Source organism: Salibaculum sp. (assembly GCF_035270045.1).
GTDB lineage: Bacteria > Pseudomonadota > Alphaproteobacteria > Rhodobacterales > Rhodobacteraceae > Salibaculum.
The window spans coordinates 50,062-72,196 of sequence record NZ_DATFIP010000086.1 but is presented as its reverse complement, the minus strand read 5'-3'; the positions used below and the strand labels follow the sequence as shown (position 1 = coordinate 72,196).

The 22,135-nt window shown below is 65.1% G+C and carries 26 protein-coding genes; 18 read left to right on the top strand and 8 right to left on the bottom strand.

Annotation, left to right across the window (positions count from 1 at the left end; genetic code table 11):
* Window positions 1-23 precede the first annotated feature (23 nt).
* Complete coding sequence (locus tag VJ897_RS14915) at window positions 24-458, bottom strand: NUDIX domain-containing protein (protein ID WP_324056576.1); 435 nt, start codon at window positions 456-458, stop codon at window positions 24-26.
* 70 nt (window positions 459-528) lie between these two features.
* On the opposite strand from VJ897_RS14915, the gene hslO reads away from it, so the two are divergent.
* The 6 genes from hslO (at window position 529) to VJ897_RS14885 (ending at window position 5,621) form a co-directional block, all read left to right on the top strand.
* Window positions 529-1,515, top strand: a complete 987-nt coding sequence (gene hslO, locus VJ897_RS14910; protein WP_324056575.1) for an Hsp33 family molecular chaperone HslO — start codon at window positions 529-531, stop codon at window positions 1,513-1,515.
* Window positions 1,505-2,095 carry a CoA pyrophosphatase gene (locus tag VJ897_RS14905; protein ID WP_324056574.1) on the top strand — a complete coding sequence of 197 codons (591 nt, stop codon included), beginning with the start codon at window positions 1,505-1,507 and terminating at the stop codon, window positions 2,093-2,095. The genes hslO and VJ897_RS14905 overlap by 11 nt, the downstream gene beginning before the upstream one ends.
* Window positions 2,092-3,249: a CCA tRNA nucleotidyltransferase gene (locus VJ897_RS14900; RefSeq protein ID WP_324056573.1), complete on the top strand. Its 1,158-nt coding sequence runs from the start codon at window positions 2,092-2,094 to the stop codon at window positions 3,247-3,249. Before VJ897_RS14905 ends, VJ897_RS14900 begins: the two co-directional genes overlap by 4 nt.
* Window positions 3,249-3,821 (top strand): LysE family translocator, encoded by a 573-nt coding sequence (locus VJ897_RS14895; RefSeq protein WP_324056572.1) that lies wholly within the window; start codon window positions 3,249-3,251, stop codon window positions 3,819-3,821. Before VJ897_RS14900 ends, VJ897_RS14895 begins: the two co-directional genes overlap by 1 nt.
* Before the next feature lie 30 nt (window positions 3,822-3,851).
* Window positions 3,852-5,048 carry a class I SAM-dependent RNA methyltransferase gene (locus tag VJ897_RS14890; protein ID WP_324056570.1) on the top strand — a complete coding sequence of 399 codons (1,197 nt, stop codon included), beginning with the start codon at window positions 3,852-3,854 and terminating at the stop codon, window positions 5,046-5,048.
* A gap of 81 nt (window positions 5,049-5,129) precedes the next feature.
* A complete protein-coding gene (locus tag VJ897_RS14885) occupies window positions 5,130-5,621 on the top strand; it encodes a L,D-transpeptidase family protein (protein WP_324056569.1) in 492 nt (163 codons plus the stop codon).
* Here VJ897_RS14885 and dalA read toward each other — a convergent pair.
* Window positions 5,612-6,178: a divisome-associated lipoprotein DalA gene (dalA, locus tag VJ897_RS14880; protein WP_324056568.1), complete on the bottom strand. Its 567-nt coding sequence runs from the start codon at window positions 6,176-6,178 to the stop codon at window positions 5,612-5,614. The two genes, VJ897_RS14885 and dalA, sit on opposite strands and share 10 nt — an antisense overlap.
* A 159-nt stretch (window positions 6,179-6,337) precedes the next feature.
* Between dalA and VJ897_RS14875 the strand changes: the two genes are divergently transcribed.
* Window positions 6,338-6,931: a L,D-transpeptidase gene (locus VJ897_RS14875; protein WP_324056567.1), complete on the top strand. Its 594-nt coding sequence runs from the start codon at window positions 6,338-6,340 to the stop codon at window positions 6,929-6,931.
* Window positions 6,932-7,079: 148 nt separating this feature from the next.
* Entirely contained in the window at window positions 7,080-7,271 is a 192-nt protein-coding gene (locus tag VJ897_RS14870) for a hypothetical protein (protein ID WP_324056566.1), read from the top strand.
* Window positions 7,272-7,375: 104 nt separating this feature from the next.
* Here the strand turns inward: VJ897_RS14870 and hemH are convergent, their stop codons facing one another.
* The gene (hemH, locus tag VJ897_RS14865; RefSeq protein ID WP_324056565.1) at window positions 7,376-8,440 is read right to left on the bottom strand and encodes a ferrochelatase; all 1,065 of its coding nucleotides are present in this window, start codon (window positions 8,438-8,440) and stop codon (window positions 7,376-7,378) included.
* A gap of 55 nt (window positions 8,441-8,495) precedes the next feature.
* Window positions 8,496-9,329: a methyltransferase domain-containing protein gene (locus VJ897_RS14860; protein WP_324056564.1), complete on the bottom strand. Its 834-nt coding sequence runs from the start codon at window positions 9,327-9,329 to the stop codon at window positions 8,496-8,498.
* Between the two features lie 14 nt (window positions 9,330-9,343).
* On the opposite strand from VJ897_RS14860, the gene VJ897_RS14855 reads away from it, so the two are divergent.
* Genes VJ897_RS14855 through VJ897_RS14840 form a run of 4 tightly spaced genes read left to right on the top strand, consistent with a single transcriptional unit; the run spans window position 9,344 to window position 11,635 of the window.
* Complete coding sequence (locus VJ897_RS14855) at window positions 9,344-10,084, top strand: double zinc ribbon domain-containing protein (RefSeq protein ID WP_324056563.1); 741 nt, start codon at window positions 9,344-9,346, stop codon at window positions 10,082-10,084.
* A 29-nt stretch (window positions 10,085-10,113) separates the two neighbouring features.
* Window positions 10,114-10,371, top strand: coding sequence for a glutaredoxin 3 (gene grxC / locus VJ897_RS14850; RefSeq protein ID WP_324056562.1), 258 nt, complete (start codon window positions 10,114-10,116; stop codon window positions 10,369-10,371).
* Window positions 10,368-11,195: a carbon-nitrogen hydrolase family protein gene (locus VJ897_RS14845; protein WP_324056561.1), complete on the top strand. Its 828-nt coding sequence runs from the start codon at window positions 10,368-10,370 to the stop codon at window positions 11,193-11,195. The genes grxC and VJ897_RS14845 overlap by 4 nt, the downstream gene beginning before the upstream one ends.
* The gene (locus VJ897_RS14840; protein ID WP_324056560.1) at window positions 11,192-11,635 is read left to right on the top strand and encodes a MarR family winged helix-turn-helix transcriptional regulator; all 444 of its coding nucleotides are present in this window, start codon (window positions 11,192-11,194) and stop codon (window positions 11,633-11,635) included. Before VJ897_RS14845 ends, VJ897_RS14840 begins: the two co-directional genes overlap by 4 nt.
* 7 nt (window positions 11,636-11,642) lie before the next feature.
* Here the strand turns inward: VJ897_RS14840 and ubiG are convergent, their stop codons facing one another.
* Complete coding sequence (gene ubiG, locus VJ897_RS14835; protein WP_324056559.1) at window positions 11,643-12,389, bottom strand: bifunctional 2-polyprenyl-6-hydroxyphenol methylase/3-demethylubiquinol 3-O-methyltransferase UbiG; 747 nt, start codon at window positions 12,387-12,389, stop codon at window positions 11,643-11,645.
* 68 nt (window positions 12,390-12,457) lie between these two features.
* On the opposite strand from ubiG, the gene pip reads away from it, so the two are divergent.
* From pip to infB, 6 genes are all read left to right on the top strand, one after another.
* Entirely contained in the window at window positions 12,458-13,432 is a 975-nt protein-coding gene (gene pip / locus VJ897_RS14830) for a prolyl aminopeptidase (RefSeq protein WP_324056557.1), read from the top strand.
* A 134-nt stretch (window positions 13,433-13,566) separates the two neighbouring features.
* The gene (locus VJ897_RS14825; protein ID WP_324056556.1) at window positions 13,567-14,082 is read left to right on the top strand and encodes a hypothetical protein; all 516 of its coding nucleotides are present in this window, start codon (window positions 13,567-13,569) and stop codon (window positions 14,080-14,082) included.
* A gap of 142 nt (window positions 14,083-14,224) precedes the next feature.
* Window positions 14,225-14,818 (top strand): ribosome maturation factor RimP, encoded by a 594-nt coding sequence (gene rimP, locus VJ897_RS14820; protein WP_324056555.1) that lies wholly within the window; start codon window positions 14,225-14,227, stop codon window positions 14,816-14,818.
* Entirely contained in the window at window positions 14,818-16,431 is a 1,614-nt protein-coding gene (nusA, locus tag VJ897_RS14815) for a transcription termination factor NusA (RefSeq protein WP_324056554.1), read from the top strand. Before rimP ends, nusA begins: the two co-directional genes overlap by 1 nt.
* A 21-nt stretch (window positions 16,432-16,452) precedes the next feature.
* On the top strand, window positions 16,453-17,085 hold the full coding sequence (locus VJ897_RS14810; RefSeq protein ID WP_324056553.1) for an RNA-binding protein: 633 nt from the start codon (window positions 16,453-16,455) through the stop codon (window positions 17,083-17,085).
* Window positions 17,082-19,580 carry a translation initiation factor IF-2 gene (gene infB, locus VJ897_RS14805; RefSeq protein WP_324056552.1) on the top strand — a complete coding sequence of 833 codons (2,499 nt, stop codon included), beginning with the start codon at window positions 17,082-17,084 and terminating at the stop codon, window positions 19,578-19,580. The genes VJ897_RS14810 and infB overlap by 4 nt, the downstream gene beginning before the upstream one ends.
* Window positions 19,581-19,651: 71 nt before the next feature.
* On the opposite strand, the gene mutT is transcribed toward infB, so the two are convergent.
* The 3 genes from mutT to VJ897_RS14790 are packed head-to-tail and all read right to left on the bottom strand — an operon-like array spanning window position 19,652 to window position 22,131.
* Window positions 19,652-20,050 (bottom strand): 8-oxo-dGTP diphosphatase MutT, encoded by a 399-nt coding sequence (gene mutT, locus VJ897_RS14800; RefSeq protein WP_324056551.1) that lies wholly within the window; start codon window positions 20,048-20,050, stop codon window positions 19,652-19,654.
* Window positions 20,047-21,261 carry a bifunctional glutamate N-acetyltransferase/amino-acid acetyltransferase ArgJ gene (gene argJ / locus VJ897_RS14795; RefSeq protein ID WP_324056550.1) on the bottom strand — a complete coding sequence of 405 codons (1,215 nt, stop codon included), beginning with the start codon at window positions 21,259-21,261 and terminating at the stop codon, window positions 20,047-20,049. The genes mutT and argJ overlap by 4 nt, the downstream gene beginning before the upstream one ends.
* A gap of 3 nt (window positions 21,262-21,264) precedes the next feature.
* A complete protein-coding gene (locus tag VJ897_RS14790; protein WP_324056549.1) occupies window positions 21,265-22,131 on the bottom strand; it encodes a peptidylprolyl isomerase in 867 nt (288 codons plus the stop codon).
* Between the last annotated feature and the right edge of the window lie 4 nt (window positions 22,132-22,135).

Here is a 22,135-nt window from a genome sequence, read left to right as displayed (position 1 = left end):
GCGGAGGTATCGGGTTTTTCACATCATAGCAAGCTGGCCACGAAGGCCGCGTCGCCCGGGTTGGCCAGAAGGGCAGGCGCTTCGGGCAGGGGCACCCAGACGGCGCTGTGCTCGGGCTCGAGCGGAGGGCCCAGCGGGTAGGTCGGAAAGGCCATGTAGACATGAGCGATCTTTTCCGCCCAGAGATCGTATTCCGGCATTAGGGCAAAACGGCGGTGCGCCCCGATCCGGCGCGGACGCGCGATGCGCCAGCCGGTTTCCTCGTAGACCTCGCGGTGCAGCGCCTGCAGGGGGCTTTCGCCCGGGTCGATGCCGCCGCCGGGCAGCTGGAATTCATGGTGAAGTCCGGCCTGCCATGTCAGCAGGACATCCGGCCCGCGTTGCAGGATCGCGTAGGCTCCCGGGCGCGGCTTGTAGCGTTGGCCCGGCCGTTTGGCTTCGCCGTAGCGTCTGATCACGGCCTTGGTCCTCGCCTTGTCGCTCCTATATGGACGCGGTATGCCAATCCCCGACAGGTTAGGAAACCCCATGACACTCGGCTCCAAGATCGCCTGGGACGATACCGTTCTGCCATTCCAGCTCGACCGGTCGGACGTGCGCGGACGGGTGGCCCGACTCGATGGTGTGCTTGATCGAGTCCTTGATCAACACGACTATCCGCCGATGATCGAATCGCTGGTGGCCGAGATGGCGCTTCTGACAGCGTTGATCGGTCAGACGATCAAACTTCGCTGGAAACTCAGCCTCCAGGTGCGCGGCGACGGCCCTGCCCGGTTGATCGCAACGGACTACTATGCACCGAAGGCCGAAGGGGAGCCTGCCCACATCAGGGCCTACGCGAGCTTCGACACCGACCGCCTTGACGCGGCGGCCGCGCCTTTTGGCCAGATCGGCAAGGGCTACTTCGCGATCCTGATCGACCAGGGGCAGGGAAATGTCCCCTACCAGGGAATCACGCCGATTTCCGGAGGCTCGCTGCGGACCTGCGCCGAAACCTATTTCGCCCAGTCCGAACAATTGCCGACCCGGTTCGCGCTGGATTTCGGCCGCTCGACAATGGCCGGAGAGGGCGAGACGTGGCGCGCGGGCGGCATCATGCTTCAGAAGATGCCCAAGGCCAGCCCCGTCGCGACCCAGGGCGGGTCGGGCGACACCGGGCTGCTGGCCCCCGAGGATATCCTTGAGGGGGACGAGGAAGAGAACTGGTCGCGCGCCAACATCCTGCTCGATTCGGTTGAATCAATGGAATTGATCGGTCCCCACGTTCAGCCGACCGAGCTCTTGCTGCGCCTCTTCCACGAGGAGGCCCCGCGCATCTTCGACCCGCAGCCAGTGCAATTCGGCTGTTCCTGTTCCGAGGACCGCGTGCGCAGCAGCCTGTCGATCTATTCTGCCAAGGACATCGCCACCATGACCACGGACGAGGGCTTGGTCACGGCCGATTGCCAGTTCTGCGGTGCGCATTACAGGCTCGACCCTGCGACCGTTGGCCTTGGGTCGGACAGTGACGATTGAGCTTAAGAAGCGCCTGATCCGTGCGGCCCGGGGACCCGGCGCCGCCTCGTCTGATTTCGACCTGAATCCGGGCGTTGTTCTGCCGCAGGGTCGCGTGCTCCGGCCCGCGGCCGTACTGGTGGCCGTCACCGACCAGGGCGAGGTGATCCTGACCAAGCGCTCGGCGCGGCTCAAGCATCATCCGGGCCAGATCGCTTTCCCCGGTGGCCGCCAGGACCCAGAGGATGCCAATCTCGAGGACGCCGCCCTGCGCGAGACCGAGGAAGAGATCAACCTGCCGCGCAGCAGGGTCGAAATCCTGGGCCCGTTGCCCCCGCACGAGACCGTGACGGGCTACACTGTCGCGCCGTTCCTGGCGTTGGTGGATGGCGAGGCGCCCCTGCGCCCTGAACCGGGCGAGGTCGCCGAGATCTTTCGCGTGCCGCTGGCGCATGTGACCGACCCCGACAGGTTCCGGGTCGAAGCGCGGCTCTGGCGTCGGCAGTGGCGACACTATTATACCGTGCCTTTCGGCCCTTACTATATCTGGGGTGCCACCGCATGTATCCTGCGCGGTCTTGCCGACAGGATGTCGGTATGACCCGGTTGCAGGCGGATTGGCTGGCCGATCCGGCGGCGCAAAGGGTCTGCGCCATGCTCGAAAGTGCCGGGCACGCCGCCTATTTCGTCGGCGGCTGCGTGCGCAACGCCCTGATCGACGCGCCGGTGCAGGACCTGGACCTGTCCACCGATGCCCGACCGCAAGATGTCATGATGCTGGCCGAGGACGCCGGCCTGAAGGCTGTACCCACGGGCATCGACCACGGCACCGTGACCGTCGTTTCAGATGGCCGCCCCTTCGAGATCACGACCTTCCGGCGCGATGTCGCCACCGACGGCCGTCGGGCCAAGGTGAGCTTTGCCGACACGATCGAGGCTGACGCGTCCCGGCGCGATTTTACCATGAACGCGCTTTATGCCGATGCGCGCGGTGTGGTGCATGACCCGCTGGGTGGCCTGCCCGACCTCCAGGCGCGCCGGGTGAGGTTCATCGACGACCCCGCTCAGCGCATCCGCGAGGATTACCTGCGCATTCTGCGTTTTTTCCGCTTTCACGCCTGGTTCGGCGATGCACAGGCAGGACTGGATGCCGAGGGGCTGGCCGCCTGCGCCGAACACGCCGAGGGAATCGAGGGCCTGTCGAAGGAACGCATCGGCCACGAGATGCTGCGCCTGCTGGCCGCGCCCGACCCCGCCCCCGCGGTTGCTGCCATGGCGCAGGCCGGGGTGCTGATGCGGGTGATCGCCGGGGCCGAGCCTTCGATATTGCCCGTGCTGGTCCACCTCGAACAAGAGGCCGGGATTGAGCCTGACCCGATCCCGAGGCTGGCCAGCCTCGGCGGTGAAGACGTGACTGCGGCGCTGCGCCTACGCAAGGTCGATGCCCGGCGGCGCGAAGTGTTGCGCGCGGCCGCTCTTGACGGGCCGGCGGTGGAGGAGCTTGGCTATCGTCTGGGCGTGCAAGAGGGCACCGCGGCGCTGCTGCTGCGCCATGCTGCCCTGGGCCAGCCCATCGAGAAACAGACCTTGACCCGGCTCAACGTCGCGTCGGAACAGGTCTTTCCGGTCCGGGCCGCCGATCTGCAACCGCGCCTGGAAGGGCCCGCCCTGGGCAGGGCCCTGCGCCGTTTGGAAACGGACTGGATCGCCTCGGGGTTCACGCGCACGCGGGCTGACCTGATCAAGTCGCTTTGATGGCCGCGCTGATCGGCTTTGTTTTCTTCGGGCTTTTCTCGCCGGGACCGAACGTGATCCTGCTGACCGCCTCGGGCGCGCGCTTCGGCTTTCGCGCGACCCTGCCGCACCTTTTCGGTGTCGTGCTGGGCGTGGGAATCACCGCCTTTGCGACGGGCCTTGGTCTTGGCTGGCTGGTGCAAGCGGTGCCGGCGCTGCGGATCGTGCTGTCGCTTGTCGCGGCGGGCTGGATCCTGTGGATCGCCTGGGGGCTGTGGCGCGTGGGGCCTTTGCGCCAATGCGCGCACGAAAGGCCCATGCGCCTTGTCGAGGCGGTGTTTTTCCAATGGGTCAACCCCAAGGTCTGGGCCGTGGCCGTCGCCGCAACTGCCCATGTCCACATGCTTGGCCCATGGGCCAAGGCGACGGCGCTGGCACTGACATTCTCCGGCGTGAACCTCTTCGTGTGCCTGTTCTGGGCCTTCGCGGGCAGTCTCCTGTCAACCCTGATGCAGGACGACCGGGCTCGGATGGTCTTCATGCGGGTCATGGCTGTGGGGCTGGCGGTTTTCTCGGTGCTGGTGTTCCTGTAACGGGTTGGGCCAACCCTGATGGAGCGGCCCATGGTGACAGTGACCTCCCTGACCCTGCATGGCACCGGCCAATTGGCCGACGGTACTCTGGTTGACCGGGTCTTGCCGGGGGAGGAGGTCGAGGTGACCGAGGCTGGCCCGCGCGTGCTTTCGCCCTCGCCCGACCGGGTCACACCGCCCTGCCGTCATTTCCGCACCTGTGGCGGCTGCCAGGTGCAGCACGCGTCACAGGATTTCGTGGCCCGTTGGAAGGTCGGGATCGTCGAGAAGGCCCTGCAGGCGCGGGGCCTGCCCTTTCCCTTTCGCGCGCTGCACACGTCACCGGCCCAATCGCGGCGCCGAGCGGCCTTCAAGGCGCGACGCACGAAACGGGGGGCGATGATCGGCTTTCACGCGCGCGGGACGCATGTCCTGACGGATACACCCGACTGCCAGCTTGTCCGCCCCGCGATCACGGATGCGCGCGAGGGGCTGGCCGCGCTGACGCACCTGGCCGCATCGCGCAAATCCGAGATCACGCTTGTCGTGACCGAGACCCTGGCCGGTCTGGATGTGGGGGTCGAGACCGACCGCCCGCTCGATGGGGCGTTGCGCCTGAAGGTGACCGAGACCGCACGCGCCCACGGGTTTGCCCGGATTACCTGGAAAGATGAGGTCCTGGCCACCTTCGAGCCACCCGAACTGGCCATGGGACAGGCGCGCGTCGTGCCGCCGCCCGGCGCCTTTCTCCAGGCAACCCCCGAAGGCGAGACGGCGCTGTTGGGTGCGGTGCAAGAGGGGGTGCGGGGCACGAAACGCGTGGTCGACCTTTTCGCCGGCTGTGGGACATTCACGCTGCCGCTTGCATCAATGGTGAACGTCCACGCGGTGGAAGGGTCCGAGACGCTGGTGCAGGCGCTCGATCAGGGCTGGCGCAAAGCGCCCGGGCTGCATCAGGTCACGCACGAGCGGCGCGACCTGTTCCGCCGGCCGCTCGATGCCGCCGAGCTGGACAAGTTCGATGCCGCGGTCATCGACCCGCCCCGTGCCGGGGCCGAGGCCCAAACCGAGGCATTGGCCGAATCCGGGCTGTCACGCGTTGTCATGGTGTCCTGTAACCCGATCACTTTCGCGCGCGATGTCGCGCGGCTGGGTCAGGCCGGTTTCGAACCGGCGTGGGTGGATGTGGTGGACCAGTTCCGCTGGTCGACGCATGTCGAGATGGTGGCTCTGCTCACGCGGACGTGAGCAGAGCCACCCGAAATCGCTGGGCGGCGCAACGGGGACTTGGTATGTTGCCGCAAACAAGAAACGCAGCATCGGGCAGTCATGATAAACAGACGCGTCTTCCTTGCCGGGGCCAGCATGGCGGCCCTGTCGGCCTGTTCGTCGAAGTTCCGCAGCTACGACGGGCCGCCCGTCACACGCCTGGTCGTCTACAAGACGCGGCGCAGGCTTTACCTCCTGCACGAGGCGCAGGTCTTGCGCGCTTTCGATTTCGAGCTGGGCTTCGCCCCCGAAGGACACAAGCAGGTCGAGGGTGACGGTCGCACGCCCGAGGGTGCCTACCTGATCGACCGCAAGAACCCGAACAGCAGCTTTCACTTGTCGGTCGGCATTTCCTATCCGAACGCGGCGGACCGCGCCAAGGCGCTGGCGCTGGGCCAGTCTCCGGGAGGTGACATCTTCATCCACGGCACGCCCGGCCTGAACCGCGGCGATGAGGACTGGACCGCCGGCTGCATCGCCGTGACCAACCGCGAGATCGAGGACATCTACGCCATGGTCGAGGTGGGCACGCCGATCATGATCTACCCCTGAAGGTCGGGCACCGGGTTTGCCTCTGCCACGGGGCCGGTGCGGGTGCCGTCACCCAGAACCAGCGTCCACCAGATTTTGCCGTTCTTTTCCTGGAACCAGGCAAAGCCCATCTCGTTGGCCTCGCCATCCAGCAACACCGCGCGGGTGTCGGGCTTGTCCATCCAGGCCGCGAGCGTCTGGAGCTCGGTCTCGAAAGTCTCGGAAATCGTCTCGCCGCGCAGCTGGCCGGTGTATCCGACCCGGCGCAGCCGATCCAGCGGAGAGGACCCGTCAGATCCGAAGTGCCAGGGCCGGTTCTGCACCGCCATGTCACGTGAATGGGTCGCAGCAGCCGCATTGAGCCGCGCGTTCAGCGACAGGGGCGGCGCCCCGGCGGCCTCGCGTAGCGTGTTCAGACTGTCGAGCATGCGAAACTGGATCGCGCCCCTGTCGCCTTCCTCGATCCGGTAAACCTGCGGTAGCGGCAGCCCGTCGGGACCGATCCGGTCAGGATCGACGGGGGCACAGGCGGCCAAACCGGCCAGAAGCAGAAACAGAAGGGCGAAAAGGCGGTGCATCGGGGGCTCCTTGTCCGATTTCGCACCGCCATAGCCCGAGGCTCGTTGCGATTCAAACCCACATCGGCGTGAAGACGCCGCTCTGACAGTTGTTTGATTTGCGAGCGCGGCAAATGCGCCATATCTACATGGCCGAAGTCACAAGGTTGGAGAGACAGCATGTCAGGTTACGGATTTGGCAAATACAGCCGCCGCGGTTTCCTTGCGGGCTCTGCGGCCTTGGCCGGGACCGGGGCGCTTGCTCAGACCGCCAATACGACCGAGATGGAGGGTGATATTTCGCAGTCCATCCGGCGCAATGTTTCCAGCTTTCGCCAGCTCGACTGGCGGCCCTACTTCAGCAACCTGCGCAATGGGGCGGTCCTCGTTGATACACAAAGCCGCGCTTTGCATTTCTGGTCCGAGGACGAGAGCCTTTACAAGCTCTATCCGACCAGCGTGCCTCTGACCGAGGACCTGACACGGCGCGGTCGCACCGAGATCGTGCGCAAGGTCGAGGGGCCCAGCTGGCGCCCGACACCCGCCATGAAGGAACGCAACCCCGACTGGCCCGACTATATCGGGCCGGGTCCTGACAACCCTATGGGGACCCATGCGCTTCATCTGTCCTGGACTTATTACCGAATCCACGGAACCCATGACACGCGCAAGATCGGGCGTCAGTCGTCGAACGGATGCATCGGACTCTACAATGAGCACATCCAGGAGTTGTTCGGATATACCGAGGTCGGAACACAAGTGTTGCTGATTTGACGACATGACGCGCCGCGCGTGCAGAAACCTGCCGAGTCGCTTTGCTTTCTGGGAGAAATGCTGGTTTATCCATAATCATGAGGTAAGTCTTGGGTGCCCTGGGCGATTCCTCAACACCTTTGCCTTGGGCAAGAACTGGAGAATGAACATGAAAAAGATCGCACTCGCCGCTGTTTTCGCCGGCGCCGCTTCGACCGCCTTTGCCGGCGGCATGGATGAGCCCGTGATGGAGATGGAACCCGTCGTTGTCGTCGAAGAGACCACCGGTGGCTCCTCCTCCAACCTGATCATCCCGATCATCCTGATCGCCCTGATCGCGGCTGCAGCCTCCTCCAACTAAGACGCGGCCGGCAGACGATGAACAACGGGAAACGCCGCTGGAATTCCAGCGGCGTTTCTTGATTCAAGGCCCGGTTTCGAACATGCGTCGCCGGGGCAAGATGTTCAGGCGAGGTCCAACCAGCCGCGCAGTTCGCGTTCGACCACGCCGGCCAACGCATCCATATGGGTGTCGTCGGCATTCAGGCAGGGGATGTAGGTAAAATCCTCGCCGCCAGCCTCCTCGAAGCTTTCCTTGATCTCTTCGTTGATCTCTTCCAGCGTCTCGATGCAGTCGGCGGAAAAGGCGGGCGCGATCACGGCGATCTTCTTCTTGCCATCTTCGCTGGCCAGCCGCGCGACCTCTTCGACCGTATAGGGCCGTAGCCATTCCTCGGGGCCGAAGACCGACTGGAAGGTGGTCGTGATCTGCGTGTCCTCCCAGCCCAGCCGCTCCTTGAGCAGGCGCGTCGTCTTCTGGCACTGGCAATGATAGGGGTCGCCTTCAGTCAGGTAACGCTGCGGCATTCCGTGATAGGAACACACCAGGATCTCGGGCCTGTCTTCCTTGTCCGCGTAGGCCCGTTCGACCGACTGTGCCAGTGCCTCTATATAGGCGGGTTCGTCGAAATACGGCGGCACGACGCGGGCGATGGGCTGCCATTTCTCGTCCATCAGGGCGCGGAAGAACTGGTCGTTCGCCGTTGCCGAGGTGGCGCCCGCGTAATGCGGGTAGAGCGGGAAGAAAAGAATCCGGGTGCAGCCTGCCTCGACCATCTCGCGGACCTTGGACCTGGTCGAGGGATTGCCGTAGCGCATGCAGAAATCGACCATTACATCATCGCCGAAGCGCGTCTTCATGCGGGCCGCCATGGCGGTCGTCTGGTCCTTGGTGATGGTCAGCAGCGGGCTTTCCCCGGCTTCTTCGTTCCAGATCGACTTGTATGCCGCGCCACTGGAAAAGGGGCGTTTGCTCAGGATTATCAATTGCAGCAAGGGCTGCCAGAGCCATGCCGAGTAATCCACCACGCGCTTGTCCGACAGGAATTCGCCCAGGTACCGGCGCATGGGCCAGTAGCTGTAGTGATCCGGCGTACCCAGATTGGCCAGGAGAACCCCCACCTTGGCGGGTTTGATCTTGGGGTGGTCCGCCGGTGCATGGGCGGGGCGTGTGGCCTCGGTCTGGGTCATGGGTGTCGGTGTCCTGGAATTGTTTGTTGTTGGGATAGCGCGTCGGGGCCGAGGGTCAATCACCTGCGTCCTTGAGCGGCACTTCCTGTGCGCCGAGCGCATCGGCCAGCCTGTGCGAGGCCGACCCGGGCCGCAGGGGTTTCTGCTGGTCGGCGCTGGGCGCCCAGCCCGTGAGTGTGACGATCTCGAAGGTGGCGGGCAGACGCCCGTCGGGGTCGGCGAAGGCCTCTTGATAGATGTCTTGAAGCCGCGGCACGATGTCGCGTCGCAGGGGCGCCCGGTTGCGGGCTTGCATCGCGTTCGTTTCGCCCATGCCGCGCAAATCGCGCACCAAGTGCAGTACGTCGCGATAGCTGCATCGCAGGGGCAGGGTGTCGGCCACGGGCAGGGCCAGGCCCGCCCTTTGCAGAAGACTGCCTAGATCACGAACCTCACCCATGGGCAGCACCCGCGGGGACAGGCCGCCGGTGATCTGTGATTCGGCCTCTGCCAGCGCCGTGCGCAACTCGTGCAGGGTCTGCCCGCCGAACAGCGTCACCAGCAGCAGGCCGTCCGGCGCCAGCGCGCGGCGGCACTGGACAAGCTGGCCCACCGGATCGTCCGCCCAGTGCAGGCAGAGGGCATGAACGACAAGGTCATGGTCGCCCTCGGCAAGGTCCAGAACGTCGGTGTCGGCAACGATCCGGGCCCCGGGCAGGCGATCCTGCCACGTTTCGGGCCATGGGGTGATGACGGCAGGGGCCGTAAACCTCCTGTTAACCAAGGCGAGCCTTTCTTGAACCTCGTCAGCGGCGGCCTCTTGCAGGAATTGCACCGGGCCGATGCGGGCGGCGCGGCGGCGCATCCGGTCCAGGGTCTCTTGGTCGGTCAGGCAGGGCGGTTGTGACATAAAGGGCGATTTAGATGATTGGAGCGGCAATTCAAAGCCTGGTGGATGCGGTCTATCCGCCGCAGTGCGCCATGTGCGACGCCCGCACGGCGGCCGAGTTCTCTCTCTGCGGGGCTTGTTGGCGCGACACACCGTTCATCGAGGGGTTGACCTGCGATGCCTGCGGTTGCCCGCTGCCGGGCCAGCCCGGCACCCCCGGTGAGAGTGATGCGCTCTGCGACGATTGCCTGCGCGTGGCACGGCCCTGGATGAGGGGGCGCGCGGCCTTTGCCTATCGCGACATGGGGCGGCGGATGGTGCTGGGGTTGAAGCATGGCGACAGGCTCGAACTGGCCCGGGTCGCGGCGCCATGGCTGCTGCGGGCAGGCCGTCCAATCTGGTCCGAACGGCCGGTGCTGGTGCCGGTGCCGCTGCATTGGCGCAGGCTGGCGCGCCGGAAGTACAACCAGGCCGCCGTGCTGGCACAGCGCCTGTCCGAGCTAGCGTCGGCCGATTACATGCCCGACGTGCTGGTGCGCCGCAGGTTCACCGCGCCGCTGGACGGTCACGACCGTGACGCCCGGTTTCGCAGCCTGGATGAGGCCATCGTGCCGCATGCCAGCCGGGGGGCGCAATTGCAGGGGCGGCAGGTGATCCTGCTCGACGATGTCATGACCAGCGGCGCTACCTTCGCGGCCGCGACCGAGGCTTGCCTTGCGGCCGGTGCAACCGAGGTCTGCGTGCTGGCTCTGGCCCGCGTGACCAAAGATGCTTAGATTGACGCGGAACCGATCGAGGGCCTGTCATGAAACCAGTCGAAATCTACACTTCGCCGTTCTGCGGCTTCTGCCACGCTGCCAAGCGGCTGCTGAATTCCAAGGGAGTGACCTTTTCCGAGGTCGATATCTCTCGCGAGCCCGAGCGTCGGGCCGAAATGGTCCAGCGCGCAGATGGTGGTCGCACGGTGCCGCAGATCTTCGTGGGCGAAGATCATGTCGGCGGCTGTGACGAGCTTTACGCGCTGGAACGCGCGGGCAGGCTCGACAGTTTGTTGGCGGCGTGAAAGCCGCGCTCCTTCAGCTTTGTTCCAGCGACGATCCCGCTGAAAACCTGCGCGTCGTTTCTGAGCTGATGGACAGGGCGGCGAAGCAGGGGGCGGACATCGTTCTGACACCCGAGGTCACGAACTGCGTAAGCCTGGATCGCGAGCACCAGCAAAGCGTGCTGCGTGCCGAGGATCAGGATCCGGTCCTGGCCGCGCTGCGCGACAGGGCGCGGGATCTCGGGATCTGGCTGTCGATCGGATCGCTCGCGCTGACAGGCGGCGACGGGGGTCGTTTTGTCAACCGGTCCGTCCTGGTCTCGCCCTCGGGCGAGATCACAGCGCGCTACGACAAGATCCACATGTTCGACGTGCAGGTGTCCGAAGCCGAGACCTACCGCGAATCCGACGGCTACGCGCCAGGGGACCGGGCGGTTCTGGCGCCAACGCCGCTGGGATGCTTTGGCCTGACCATTTGCTACGACTTGCGTTTCGCACACCTCTACCGCCGTCTGGCGCAGGCCGGGGCACAGGTGCTGTTGGTGCCCTCGGCCTTTTCCCCGGGCACGGGGCCTGCGCATTGGAAGCCGCTTCTGCGGGCCCGCGCCATCGAGACGGGATGCTATGTCATCGCCGCCGCCCAGAGCGGTACGCACGCGGCCCGTGCCGGGCGCCAGCGCCGCACCCATGGCCATAGCATGGTCATATCGCCCTGGGGCGAGGTTCTCCTGGACGCGGGCACTGAAACGGGCATCTACACCATTGATATTGAACTGGAACAAGTGGCGGATACCCGTCGGCGCCTGCCCGCGATCCACAGCGACAGGACGTTCCGGGGACCATGAGCACCCAGACAGACAGCCTTGCCGTTGCCTTGTTCAGCGAGATCCTCACCGTGGATCAGCTGGCGCGAAACAACGTGGCCAAGGCCCTGCCGCGGGGAATGGAGCTCAGCCATTTCTCGGTGCTCAACCACCTTGCGCGCAGCCAGACCGAGAAATCTCCGGCGCAACTGGCGCGCACCTTTCACCTGACCCGGGGGGCCATGACGAACACGCTGCGCAAGCTCGAGGTCTCGGGCTATGTCCATATCCGGCCCGACTGGGACGATGCGCGGCGCAAAATGGTCACGATCAGCCCGGCCGGCCGCAAGGCGCGGGATGCCGCGCTGGCCGCGATTGCTCCCATCATCGCCGAGGCGGTGGATCAGATAGGACCGGAGCAGGTCCGCGCCATCCTTCCCGTTCTGCGCGCCCTTCGCGTCAACCTCTCGGCGGACGAATGACGCGGCCTCAGGGCCGGCGAAGCGCGGCGGTGACGTAGTTCACCGACAGGTCTCGTTCCGAGATCGACCATGACCAGAGCACCGGGTTGAAGCTGAAACCCTTGCGATCGACCGGGTCCAGCCCGGCCTGTCGCAGCATCGTGAACAGTTCGTCGGGCGTGATGAACTTCTTCCATTCATGTGTGCCCTTGGGCAGCCAGCGCATGACGTATTCCGCGCCCACGATGGCCATCGCGAAACTTTTCGGATTGCGGTTGATGGTCGAACAGATGTGCAGGCCGTTCGGGTTCAGCAGGTCATGGCAGGCAGTCAGATAGGCCCGCGGGTCGGACACGTGTTCGACGACTTCCATGTTCAGGACCACGTCGAAGGTCTCGCCCTGCGCGGCCAGTGCCTCGGCTGTCGTGTGGCGATAGTCGATGACCAGCCCCGATTGTTCCGCATGGACCTGTGCCACGGGGATGTTGCCGGCCGCCGCATCCGCCCCCACGACGGTCGCCCCCAGTCGCGCCATGGGTTCGCACAACAGCCCGCCGCCACATCCGATATCCAGCAGGCGCAGCCCTTCGAAAGGACTTTCACCCGACAGGTCGCGGCCGAACTCGGCGGCGATCTGGCGGGTGATATAGTCCAGCCGCGTGGGATTGAGCATGTGCAGGGGCTTGAACTTTCCCTCTGTATCCCACCATTCGGCGGCCATGGCCTCGAACTTGGCGACTTCGCCCTCGTCGATGGTGCTGGGTCCGGTTTGCATCGCTCTCTCCAAAATGGCATCTCATATCCGGTCGCGACAACGACCCCGCATTTTCATATAGGATGTACATGGACAAGGTCCCGGGACAAAGGCGCGCGGTCGCCCACCTCTATCCGCAGGTCGAGCCGTTCGACCAGCGAATGATCGACGTGGGTGATGGCCACAGCCTATATGTCGAACAGTGCGGCAATCCCGAGGGGCTGCCGGTGGTTGTTCTGCACGGCGGACCGGGAGGTGGGTGCAGCCCTGCGATGCGGCGCTATTTCGATCCAGCGGTCTATCGGGTGGTCCTGTTCGATCAGCGCGGTTGCGGCCGCTCGCGACCCCATGCAAGCGTCGAGGCGAACACGACCTGGCACCTGGTGCGCGACATCGAGCATATCCGGCAGACGCTTGGAATCGATAGCTGGATCGCTTTCGGGGGCAGCTGGGGGGCGACGCTGGCGTTGGTCTATGCCCAACAACATCCCGACCGGGTGCGCGAACTGGTGCTGCGCGGGGTGTTCCTGGCCACGCAGCCCGAACTTGACTGGTTCTACGAGGGCGGTGCGGGCCGCTTCTGGCCCGAGCTTTGGGACCGATTCACCGCGCTTGTGCCCCAGGACGAGCGCGACGGTATGATCGCCGCCTATCACCGGCGCCTGTTCGCCGACGACCACGCACTTCAGGCGCGTTACGCCCGCGCCTGGGCCGGCTGGGAAAACGCGCTGGCCTCGATCGACAGCAACGGGGCCGGAATGGACGGCGCGGGCGATTACGCCAGGGCCTTTGCGCGGCTGGAATGCCACTATTTCCACAACGGTGCCTTCCTCGAGGCCGATACCGCGATCCTGGCCCGTATGAACCGGATCGCCCATATCCCCGGCGTGATCGTCCAGGGGCGGTTCGACATGATCTGCCCGCCCGCTGCGGCGCATCGCCTGTCGCAGGCCTGGCCCGCGGGGCGGTTGGTCATGGTGCCCAAGGCCGGGCATGCGCTGTCCGAACCGGGCATCAGTGCCGAACTGGTGCGCGCCATGGATCGGATCGCGGCGCGCCGCTGATCGCGGCCGCCTTCGTGATTCGCCCGATTTGACCGGGCCCTGTGGATTGTCATCGAATGGCCCAGATTGGGTCCGCTGGGGGCCCAACTCTGTGGTTAGCTGGTCCGTGGGGATGTTTCGAGGCTCGGGTAATCATGATTCTGTCAAATGCGACCACGCGCCAGGCCCGCTCTGCCAAGCGGGCCGTTCTGGTTTTTCTGCTCCTTTGTCTGCCGGTCTCGCTGACTGCTGGAATCGGCGGCGGTGGCGGCGACGAGAACAGCGCCCCCCGGCTGACCGTTTCTGGCGGGCCAGAACAGGCCCACGTCACCTCGCGCGCGATCGCCCGTGTTGCCGGCGAGAGCACACCGTCTCGTTTGCGGGCCTATCGCGCGGCCGTCGAACGCATGGATCGGCTGACCCGTTTGCATGCGCGGGCCGGACGGAGCCTGGCGCGGTTGGACTCAATGTCAGACCCGGAGCGGCGAAGCGCATATCCTGGCGGCGGCTATGACGCGGCGCTGGCTGCGGCAAGGGCAACCCATGCCGACCTTGCGCGCCAATTGGAACAGGCCGAGACCACCCGCCGGGCCAGTCTGCACGGTCTGACGGGCGGCCGCCTGCTGCCCCCCGGGGACCTGGCCGCGCTGCACCGGATGCTGGGCCTGTAACACGACCCTTGCGTCGGCCAGGCTTTGTCCCTATATCCCTCGCGAAAGCGGCGCTTCGGCTTCCACCCCCGAGGTTCCACCGTAAAGATCGAACGGGCCGCGCGCCCGTTTTTTTGTGCCTGCAAGGCCGTGCCTGGATACCATGTCTGACCTGATTGCCCGCTCGGCGATGGATCGCCGTCTCAACGAGATCATTACCCCCACCGTCGAAGACATGGGCTTCGAGGTGGTGCGCGTGCGCCTGATGACCGGCAAGGAAAACACATTGCAGGTCATGGCACAGAGACCCGATGGCAGCATCGAGGTTGATGACTGCGCGCGGATCAGCACCGCCATCAGCGCGGTCCTGGATGTCGAGGACCCGATCCTGGAAACTTACACGCTCGAGGTTTCCAGTCCGGGCATCGACCGCCCGCTCACCCGGCTCAAGGATTTCGACCGTTGGTCCGGGTATGTCGCGAAGATCGAGACCGAGCAGCTGATAGATGGGCGCCGCCGATTCAAGGGCACGCTTCAAGGCACCGAGGGCGGCGAGGTTCTGATCGAGATCGAGGAACACGGTGATCCGCTGACTATCGGTCTGCAATTCGACTGGCTGAGTGATGCCAAGCTGGTGCTGACCGAAGACCTGATCCGCGACGTGCTCAAGGGCCGCAAGGATGCTGGCCAGATCGACGAGACACAATTTGACGAAGTGGAGACCGTGCTGGACGGTCCTGATGAGGAGAAAGACTGATGGCGATTACCTCTGCCAACCAGCTTGAGTTGCTGCAAACCGCCGAGGCGGTGGCGCGCGAGAAGATGATCGACCCGGCCCTGGTGATCGAGGCCATGGAAGAGTCGCTCGCCCGGGCGGCAAAGTCCCGCTACGGCGCCGAGATGGACATTCGCGTCAGTATCGACCGCAAGACCGGCCGCGCCGAATTCACCCGCGTGCGCACCGTGGTCGAGGATGAGGAACTTGAGAACTATCAGGCCGAGATGACCGTCGATCAGGCCAAGCAGTATCTCGAAAGCCCCCAGATCGGCGACACCTACGTCGAGGAGGTCCCGCCGGTCGAGATGGGCCGCATCGCCGCGCAATCGGCCAAGCAGGTTATCCTGCAAAAGGTCCGCGAGGCCGAGCGCGAAAAGCAATACGAGGAATTCAAGGATCGGGTCGGTCAAATCCTCAATGTTCAAGTCAAGCGCGAGGAATATGGCAACGTCATCGTCGACCTGAACCAGGGCGAAGGTGTCTTGCGGCGCAATGAAAAGATCGGCCGTGAAAGCTATCGTCCGAATGACCGGGTCCGAGTGTACATCAAGGACGTCCGCCGCGAACAGCGCGGCCCGCAGATCTTCCTGTCGCGCACCGCGCCGGAATTCATGGCCGAGCTGTTCAAGATGGAAGTGCCCGAGATCTACGAGGGCATAATCGAGATCAAGTCGGTGGCCCGTGACCCGGGCAGCCGCGCCAAGATCGCAGTGATTTCCTATGACGGGTCCATAGACCCGGTCGGTGCCTGTGTCGGTATGCGCGGCAGCCGCGTGCAGGCCGTCGTGAACGAGCTTCAGGGCGAAAAGATCGACATCATCCCTTGGAACGAGGACATGCCGACTTTCCTGGTCAACGCGCTGCAACCGGCCGAGGTCTCGAAGGTCGTTTTTGACGAGGATGCCGAGCGCATCGAGGTCGTCGTCCCCGAGGACCAGTTGAGCCTGGCCATCGGGCGGCGCGGTCAGAACGTCCGCCTGGCCAGCCAGCTGACCGGGCTCGACATCGACATCATGACCGAGGAAGAGGAATCCAAGCGCCGCCAAGCCGAGTTCGAGGAACGCACAAAGCTGTTCATGGACACGCTGGACCTGGACGAGTTCTTTGCCCAGCTCCTGGTGTCCGAAGGGTTCACCAACCTCGAGGAAGTGGCTTACGTCGAACTGGACGAGCTTCTGGTCATCGACGGTGTCGATCAGGATACCGCGAACGAGCTTCAGGCCCGCGCGCGCGAGTACCTGGAGGAACAGAACGCCAAGGCCATGGCCCGCGCCCGCGAACTGGGCGTCGAGGACAGCCTGGTTGAATTCGAGGGGCTCAGCCCCCAGATGATCCTTGCGCTGGCCGAGGACGGCGTGAAGTCGCTGGAAGACTTCGCGACCTGTGCCGACTGGGAACTGGCCGGGGGCTGGACAACGGTCGACGGTGAACGCACCAAGGACGACGGTGTGCTGGAACCCTTCGATGTCAGCCTGGAAGAAGCGCAGAACATGATTATGACCGCGCGCGTCATGTTGGGTTGGGTCGATCCGGCCGATCTGGAGCAGGCGGCCGAGGAAGACGCTTTGTCCGAAGAGGAGCAGGAGGCCTGATCGCGGGCCTTCTGGGTGTCTATGGGTCGCGGAGGTCGCGCCAAGGAACGGGATGGGCCCGAACGCCGGTGCATCGTCACCGGTGAAACGGCTCCCAAGTCCGGGCTGATCCGGTTCGTTGTCGGGCCGGACGGGGGCATCGTGCCCGACATCCTGGGCAAGCTGCCCGGGCGCGGCATTTATGTCACCGCGGATCGCGCGGTGATCGAGGCGGTAAAGCCTGCCCAGTTCGCACGCGCGGCCAAGGGCAAGGTTACGCTGCCCGCCGGTTTGGCCGACGAGATCGAGCGCCAGCTGGTCCGTCGCGTGGTCGAGGCGATCTCGCTCGCGCGCAAGGCGGGGCTGGCTGTCTGTGGCTTCGAGAAGGTCAAGGGCTGGCTCGCGGGTGGGGCAACCGTACGCGCGTTGCTGCAGGCCTCGGATGGATCGGTGCGCGGAAAGGGCAAGCTCTGGACACCGACCGGGGCACGATATTTCGACTGCCTTACGTCAACCGAATTGGGTTTGGCATTCGGGCGTCAATCTGTGATACACGGTGCGCTTGCCTCTGGTGGACTCGGCGACCGTGTTGTAGAGGAAGCCGCAAGACTGAAAGGTTTGCGGACAAAAGTCGGTGGCGAGGGCGCCGCCGGAAAGGATACAGAAGCCAAATGAGCGATAGTGACGGCAAGAAACCCCTTGGTCTTCGTGGCGGCCCGCGTTCGGGCAACGTGAAGCAGAGCTTCAGCCATGGCCGGACCAAGAATGTCGTGGTCGAAACGAAGCGCAAGCGCGTTGTCGCGCCCAAGCCCGGTGCCGCCGGCGGCAAGACCGGAGGCGCTGGTGGAGCATCGGGCCCGACCGGCGGGGATCCGTCAAAGCGCCCGGCCGGAATCTCGGATGCCGAGATGGAGCGCCGGATGAAGGCACTCGCCGCCGCCAAGGCGCGCGAGGCCGAGGACGTCAAGAAGCGCGAGGAAGACGAGAAGGCCCGCGCCGCCGACCGTGAGCGTCGCCGCGCCGAGATCGAGGCGAAGGAGCGTGAAGAGCGGGAGCGCGAAGAAGCGCTCAAGGCCAAGCAGGAAGAGGAAGAGCGCAAGAAGCTCGAAGAGGCCGAGGCCGCCAAGAAGGCTGCCGCGCCCGCCGAACCTGTCCAGCCCCCTGCGCCCGAGCAACAGCCCCGCGGCGGTGGCCGTTCGGCTCCCGGTCCGCGCAAGGACAAGGAGCGCGACAACAAACAGCCCAAGGGCAAGGGTGGCCGCGACGAGGGCCGCCGCTCGGGCAAGCTGACGCTGAACCAGGCGCTGCGAGGCGGCGAGGGCGGACGCCAGAAATCCATGGCCGCGATGAAGCGCAAGCAAGAGCGTGCGCGGCAGAAGGCGATGGGTGGCCAGGTCGACCGCGAAAAGGTCATCCGCGACGTTCAGCTGCCCGAGGCCATCGTTGTGAGCGAACTGGCCAACCGCATGGCGGAACGGGTGGCCGATGTCGTCAAGGCGCTGATGCAGAACGGCATCATGGCGACCCAGACCCAGGCAATCGACGCCGATACCGCCGAACTCATCATCGAGGAATTCGGGCACCGTGTCGTGCGGGTTTCGGATGCGGATGTGGAACAGGTCATCGACACGATCGACGACAAGGAAGAGGACATGCAGTCGCGCCCGCCGGTCATTACCGTGATGGGCCACGTCGACCACGGCAAGACCTCGGTGCTTGATGCGATCCGCAACGCCCGTGTTACCGCGGGCGAAGCCGGGGGCATTACGCAGCATATCGGCGCCTACCAGGTGCAGACCGAGTCCGGCAGCGTGCTGACCTTTCTTGACACGCCCGGCCACGCCGCCTTTACCTCGATGCGGGCCCGCGGTGCGGATGTGACGGATATCGTGGTGCTGGTCGTGGCCGCCGACGACGCGGTCATGCCGCAGACCATCGAGGCGATCAACCATGCGAAGGCGGCCAAGGTGCCGATGATCGTCGCCATCAACAAGTGCGACAAGCCGGACGCAAGCCCCGACAAGGTGCGCACCGATCTGCTCCAGCACGAGGTCATCGTCGAGGGGCTGTCCGGTGACGTTCAGGATGTCGAGGTCTCGGCGATCAATGGGCAGGGTCTGGACGAACTGCTCGAGGCCATTGCGCTGCAGTCCGAGATCCTCGAGCTCAAGGCCAATCCCGACCGCGCCGCCCAGGGCGCCGTGATCGAGGCCCAGTTGGACGTGGGCCGCGGCCCTGTCGCGACGGTTCTGATCCAGAAAGGGACCCTGCACCAGGGCGACATCTTCGTTGTCGGGGAACAGTGGGGTAAGGTCCGCGCCATGGAGAACGACCAGGGCAAGCGTGTGAAGGAGGCTGGCCCCTCGGTCCCCGTCGAGGTGCTGGGCTTGAACGGCACGCCCGAGGCCGGCGACGTGCTCAACGTCGTCGAGACCGAGGCCCAGGCCCGCGAGATTGCCGAATACCGCCAGGAGGCCGCCAAGGACAAGCGTGCCGCCGCCGGTGCGGCGACCACGCTGGACCAGTTGCTGGCCAAGGCCAAGGCGGACGAGAACGTCAAGGAATTGCCCATCCTGGTCAAGGCCGACGTGCAGGGCTCGGCCGAGGCGATCATCCAGGCAATGGAAAAGATCGGCAACGACGAGGTCCGAGTGCGGGTTCTGCACTCGGGCGTCGGCGCCATCACCGAGACTGACATCGGCTTGGCCGAAGCGTCGGGCGCGCCGGTGATCGGCTTCAACGTCCGGGCCAATGCGCCAGCGCGGAATTCGGCCAACCAGAAGGGTGTCGAGATTCGCTATTACTCGGTCATCTACGACCTGGTTGACGATGTGAAGGCGGCGGCCTCGGGCCTGCTGTCGGCCGAGGTGCGCGAGAACTTCATCGGCTATGCCGAGATCCGCGAGGTCTTCAAGGTTTCGGGTGTCGGCAAGGTCGCAGGCTGCCTGGTCACCGAAGGCATCGCCCGTCGGTCCGCCGGTGTGCGCCTGCTGCGCGATGACGTTGTGATCCACGAGGGCACGCTGAAGACGCTCAAGCGCTTCAAGGACGAGGTGGCCGAAGTCATCTCGGGCCAGGAATGCGGCATGGCCTTCGAGAACTACGAGGATATCCGCCAAGGCGATGTCATCGAGATCTTCGAACGCGAAGAGGTTGAGCGCAGCCTTTGACGCCCCGCGAAATAGACACGTGCAAAGGGCGCCCGACGAGGGCGCCCTTTTGCATTGTGCAGGTTATCGGGTCAGAGCCAGTCCCGCAGGATGGGGATCAGGGGGATATCTGCGGGCGGCATCGGGTAATCGCGCAACTCAGACGTACGCACCCACTTCAGCCGCTGGCCTTCCTTGCCCTGCGGTGCCCCGTCCCATTTGCGGCAGGCGAAGAGAGGCATGAGCAGGTGAAAGTTGTCGTAGCTATGACTGGCGAAGGTCAGGGGCGCCAAGCAGGAGGACCAGGTGTCGATTCCGAGCTCTTCCTGCAATTCGCGGATCAGCGCGATTTCGGGTGTCTCTCCGGGATCGACTTTTCCGCCGGGGAATTCCCACATCCCCGCCATGTGCTTGCCCTCGGGCCGTTGTGTCAGAAGGACGCGCCCGTCAATATCGACCAGTGCGACGGCACTTACCAGAACCGTCTTCACGACCTGTAATCCGCGTTGATCGAGATGTACCCGTGGGTCAGGTCGCAGGTCCAGACCGTGGCCATGCCCCCGGCCAGTCCGAGGTCCACCGCGATCCGTATTTCGTCATTCTGCATGTAGGCGGCGCCGGCCCCTTCGGTATAGCTGCCGGCGACCCAGCCCTTTTCCGCCACGAGAATATCGCCAAGGCGGATCGTGATCCGATCGCGATCCGCGCGGGCACCGCTCTTGCCAATGGCCATGACAATACGGCCCCAGTTGGGATCTTCTCCGGCGACGGCGGTCTTGACCAGCGGGGAATTGGCGATGGACAGGCCAATCTGCCTCGCGTCGCCGTCCGTGGCGGCGCCGCTGACCTGCACCTCGACGAACTTGCTTGCCCCCTCGCCGTCGCGCACGACCTGCTGGGCCAGGTTCAGCATCACGTCATGCAACGCCTTGGTGAACCCGGTGCTTTCGGTGACATCCACCCCCGAGGCGCCGGTGGCCGCACAAAGCAGCGTGTCCGAAGTCGAGGTGTCGCTGTCCACGGTGATGCAGTTGAAGGTCTGGTCCGTCAGGGTGCGCAGCAGGGTCTGCAAATCATCCCGCCCGATGCGGGCATCGGTGAAGATATAGACCAGCATGGTGCCCATGTCCGGGGCCACCATCCCTGATCCCTTGGCGATTCCGGCGATGCGCACCCGCTGGCCGCCGATCTCGACCTCTGCCATGGCGCCCTTGGCAAAGGTGTCGGTGGTCATGATGGCGCGCGCAGCCCCCTCTATCCCCCCGGGGGCGAGGCCGCCGGAGAGGCTGGACAGGCTGGCGAGGATACGATCATGGGGCAGAACCTCGCCGATCACTCCGGTTGAGGCGGTAAAGACACGTGCCGGGTCCAGGTTCAGCGTTTCGGCCACCCCTTCGCACAACGCGGCAACCGATACCGCGCCCGCGGCCCCGGTAAAGGCATTGGCGTTGCCCGAATTCACGAGGATGGCGGCGCGGCCCGTGCCCGCCCCCCCGATCTTGGCCTCGCAATCGAGCACCGGCGCGGCCCGGGTCGCGCTGCGCGTGAAAACGCCGGCGATGGTCGTCCCCTCGGCAAGTTCGGCCAGCATCACATCCGGCCGGTCTGAGTAGCGCACGCCGACAGCCGCGCTGGCGAACCGCACGCCTTCGATGACCGGCAGGTCGGGAAAGCGCGCGGGCGCCAGTGGGGATTTCGCCATGGATCAGTCCTCGATCAGGCCCAGATCGTTGATCACGGCAGGATCGAAATCCCCGTCCGCCGCGCGATCGACCTCGGCACTCTCGCCCAGTTCATCGAGGCGGGCCTGAAGCGCGCTCTCTTGCAGTTGCGAGACGATTTCCTGGCGTATCTCGTCAAGGGCTGGGGCCGCCTGCATGCGGGTGTCGTTCAGCTTGACGATGTGCCAGCCGAACTGCGTCTGCACCGGCTCGGAGACATCGCCAGTCTCCATGGTGGTCAGGGCTTCCTCGAAGGGGGCAACCATCATGCCCGGCCCGAACCAGCCCAGTTCGCCGCCGCTGGAACCGGAAGGCCCGGTAGACCGTTCCTGTGCCGTTTCGGCGAAATCGGCGCCACCTACGACCAGGTCCTTGATCTCGGCAGCCTCTTCCTGGGTCTCGACCAGAATGTGTGAGGCGTTCCACTCCATGGAGTCGCCCATTTCGGCCACGCGCGCTTCGTAGGCGGCCTGGACGGCCTCATCCGTCACGGCTTCGGCGTAGATATCCTCCAAGACTTCGCCCGCCCGCAGCGCGCGTTCCTCGTTGGCCAGCGCGATTTCCAGGCGGCTGGGCGTCTCTTCCAGCGTGTCGGCCAGAAGCTGCTGCTGCACCAGTTGGTCAAGGATGCCCGAAAAGAGCACCTCGTCGGGCAGCTGCTGGTACTGCTCGGGCAGTTGCTGACGCGTGATGATCATCTCGCCCAGGGTGATATCCGTCCCGTTGACCGTCGCGACCACCGTGTCGGCGGCGACGTTGCCCGAGGTCGTGCCCTGGTCCTGGGCCAGGGCCATGCCCGCGGGCAGCGCCAGTCCGGTCAGCAGGGTCGCGATCTTGAGGCTATCGTACATGAGG

Bases quoted from the DNA above. Each gene is read 5' to 3' on its own strand.
- VJ897_RS14860 (WP_324056564.1), bottom strand. From the start codon at position 9,329: ATGTCACAACCGCCCTGCCTGACCGACCAAGAGACCCTGGACCGGATG.
- infB (WP_324056552.1), top strand. From the start codon at position 17,082: ATGAGCGATAGTGACGGCAAGAAACCCCTTGGTCTTCGTGGCGGCCCG.
- VJ897_RS14810 (WP_324056553.1), top strand. From the start codon at position 16,453: ATGGGTCGCGGAGGTCGCGCCAAGGAACGGGATGGGCCCGAACGCCGG.
- nusA (WP_324056554.1), top strand. From the start codon at position 14,818: ATGGCGATTACCTCTGCCAACCAGCTTGAGTTGCTGCAAACCGCCGAG.
- grxC (WP_324056562.1), top strand. From the start codon at position 10,114: ATGAAACCAGTCGAAATCTACACTTCGCCGTTCTGCGGCTTCTGCCAC.
- dalA (WP_324056568.1), bottom strand. From the start codon at position 6,178: ATGCACCGCCTTTTCGCCCTTCTGTTTCTGCTTCTGGCCGGTTTGGCC.
- ubiG (WP_324056559.1), bottom strand. From the start codon at position 12,389: ATGCAAACCGGACCCAGCACCATCGACGAGGGCGAAGTCGCCAAGTTC.
- VJ897_RS14825 (WP_324056556.1), top strand. From the start codon at position 13,567: ATGATTCTGTCAAATGCGACCACGCGCCAGGCCCGCTCTGCCAAGCGG.
- VJ897_RS14790 (WP_324056549.1), bottom strand. From the start codon at position 22,131: ATGTACGATAGCCTCAAGATCGCGACCCTGCTGACCGGACTGGCGCTG.
- VJ897_RS14885 (WP_324056569.1), top strand. From the start codon at position 5,130: ATGATAAACAGACGCGTCTTCCTTGCCGGGGCCAGCATGGCGGCCCTG.
- VJ897_RS14890 (WP_324056570.1), top strand. From the start codon at position 3,852: ATGGTGACAGTGACCTCCCTGACCCTGCATGGCACCGGCCAATTGGCC.
- VJ897_RS14840 (WP_324056560.1), top strand. From the start codon at position 11,192: ATGAGCACCCAGACAGACAGCCTTGCCGTTGCCTTGTTCAGCGAGATC.
- rimP (WP_324056555.1), top strand. From the start codon at position 14,225: ATGTCTGACCTGATTGCCCGCTCGGCGATGGATCGCCGTCTCAACGAG.
- hslO (WP_324056575.1), top strand. From the start codon at position 529: ATGACACTCGGCTCCAAGATCGCCTGGGACGATACCGTTCTGCCATTC.
- VJ897_RS14900 (WP_324056573.1), top strand. From the start codon at position 2,092: ATGACCCGGTTGCAGGCGGATTGGCTGGCCGATCCGGCGGCGCAAAGG.
- hemH (WP_324056565.1), bottom strand. From the start codon at position 8,440: ATGACCCAGACCGAGGCCACACGCCCCGCCCATGCACCGGCGGACCAC.
- pip (WP_324056557.1), top strand. From the start codon at position 12,458: ATGGACAAGGTCCCGGGACAAAGGCGCGCGGTCGCCCACCTCTATCCG.
- VJ897_RS14895 (WP_324056572.1), top strand. From the start codon at position 3,249: ATGGCCGCGCTGATCGGCTTTGTTTTCTTCGGGCTTTTCTCGCCGGGA.
- VJ897_RS14870 (WP_324056566.1), top strand. From the start codon at position 7,080: ATGAAAAAGATCGCACTCGCCGCTGTTTTCGCCGGCGCCGCTTCGACC.
- argJ (WP_324056550.1), bottom strand. From the start codon at position 21,261: ATGGCGAAATCCCCACTGGCGCCCGCGCGCTTTCCCGACCTGCCGGTC.
- VJ897_RS14855 (WP_324056563.1), top strand. From the start codon at position 9,344: ATGATTGGAGCGGCAATTCAAAGCCTGGTGGATGCGGTCTATCCGCCG.
- VJ897_RS14875 (WP_324056567.1), top strand. From the start codon at position 6,338: ATGTCAGGTTACGGATTTGGCAAATACAGCCGCCGCGGTTTCCTTGCG.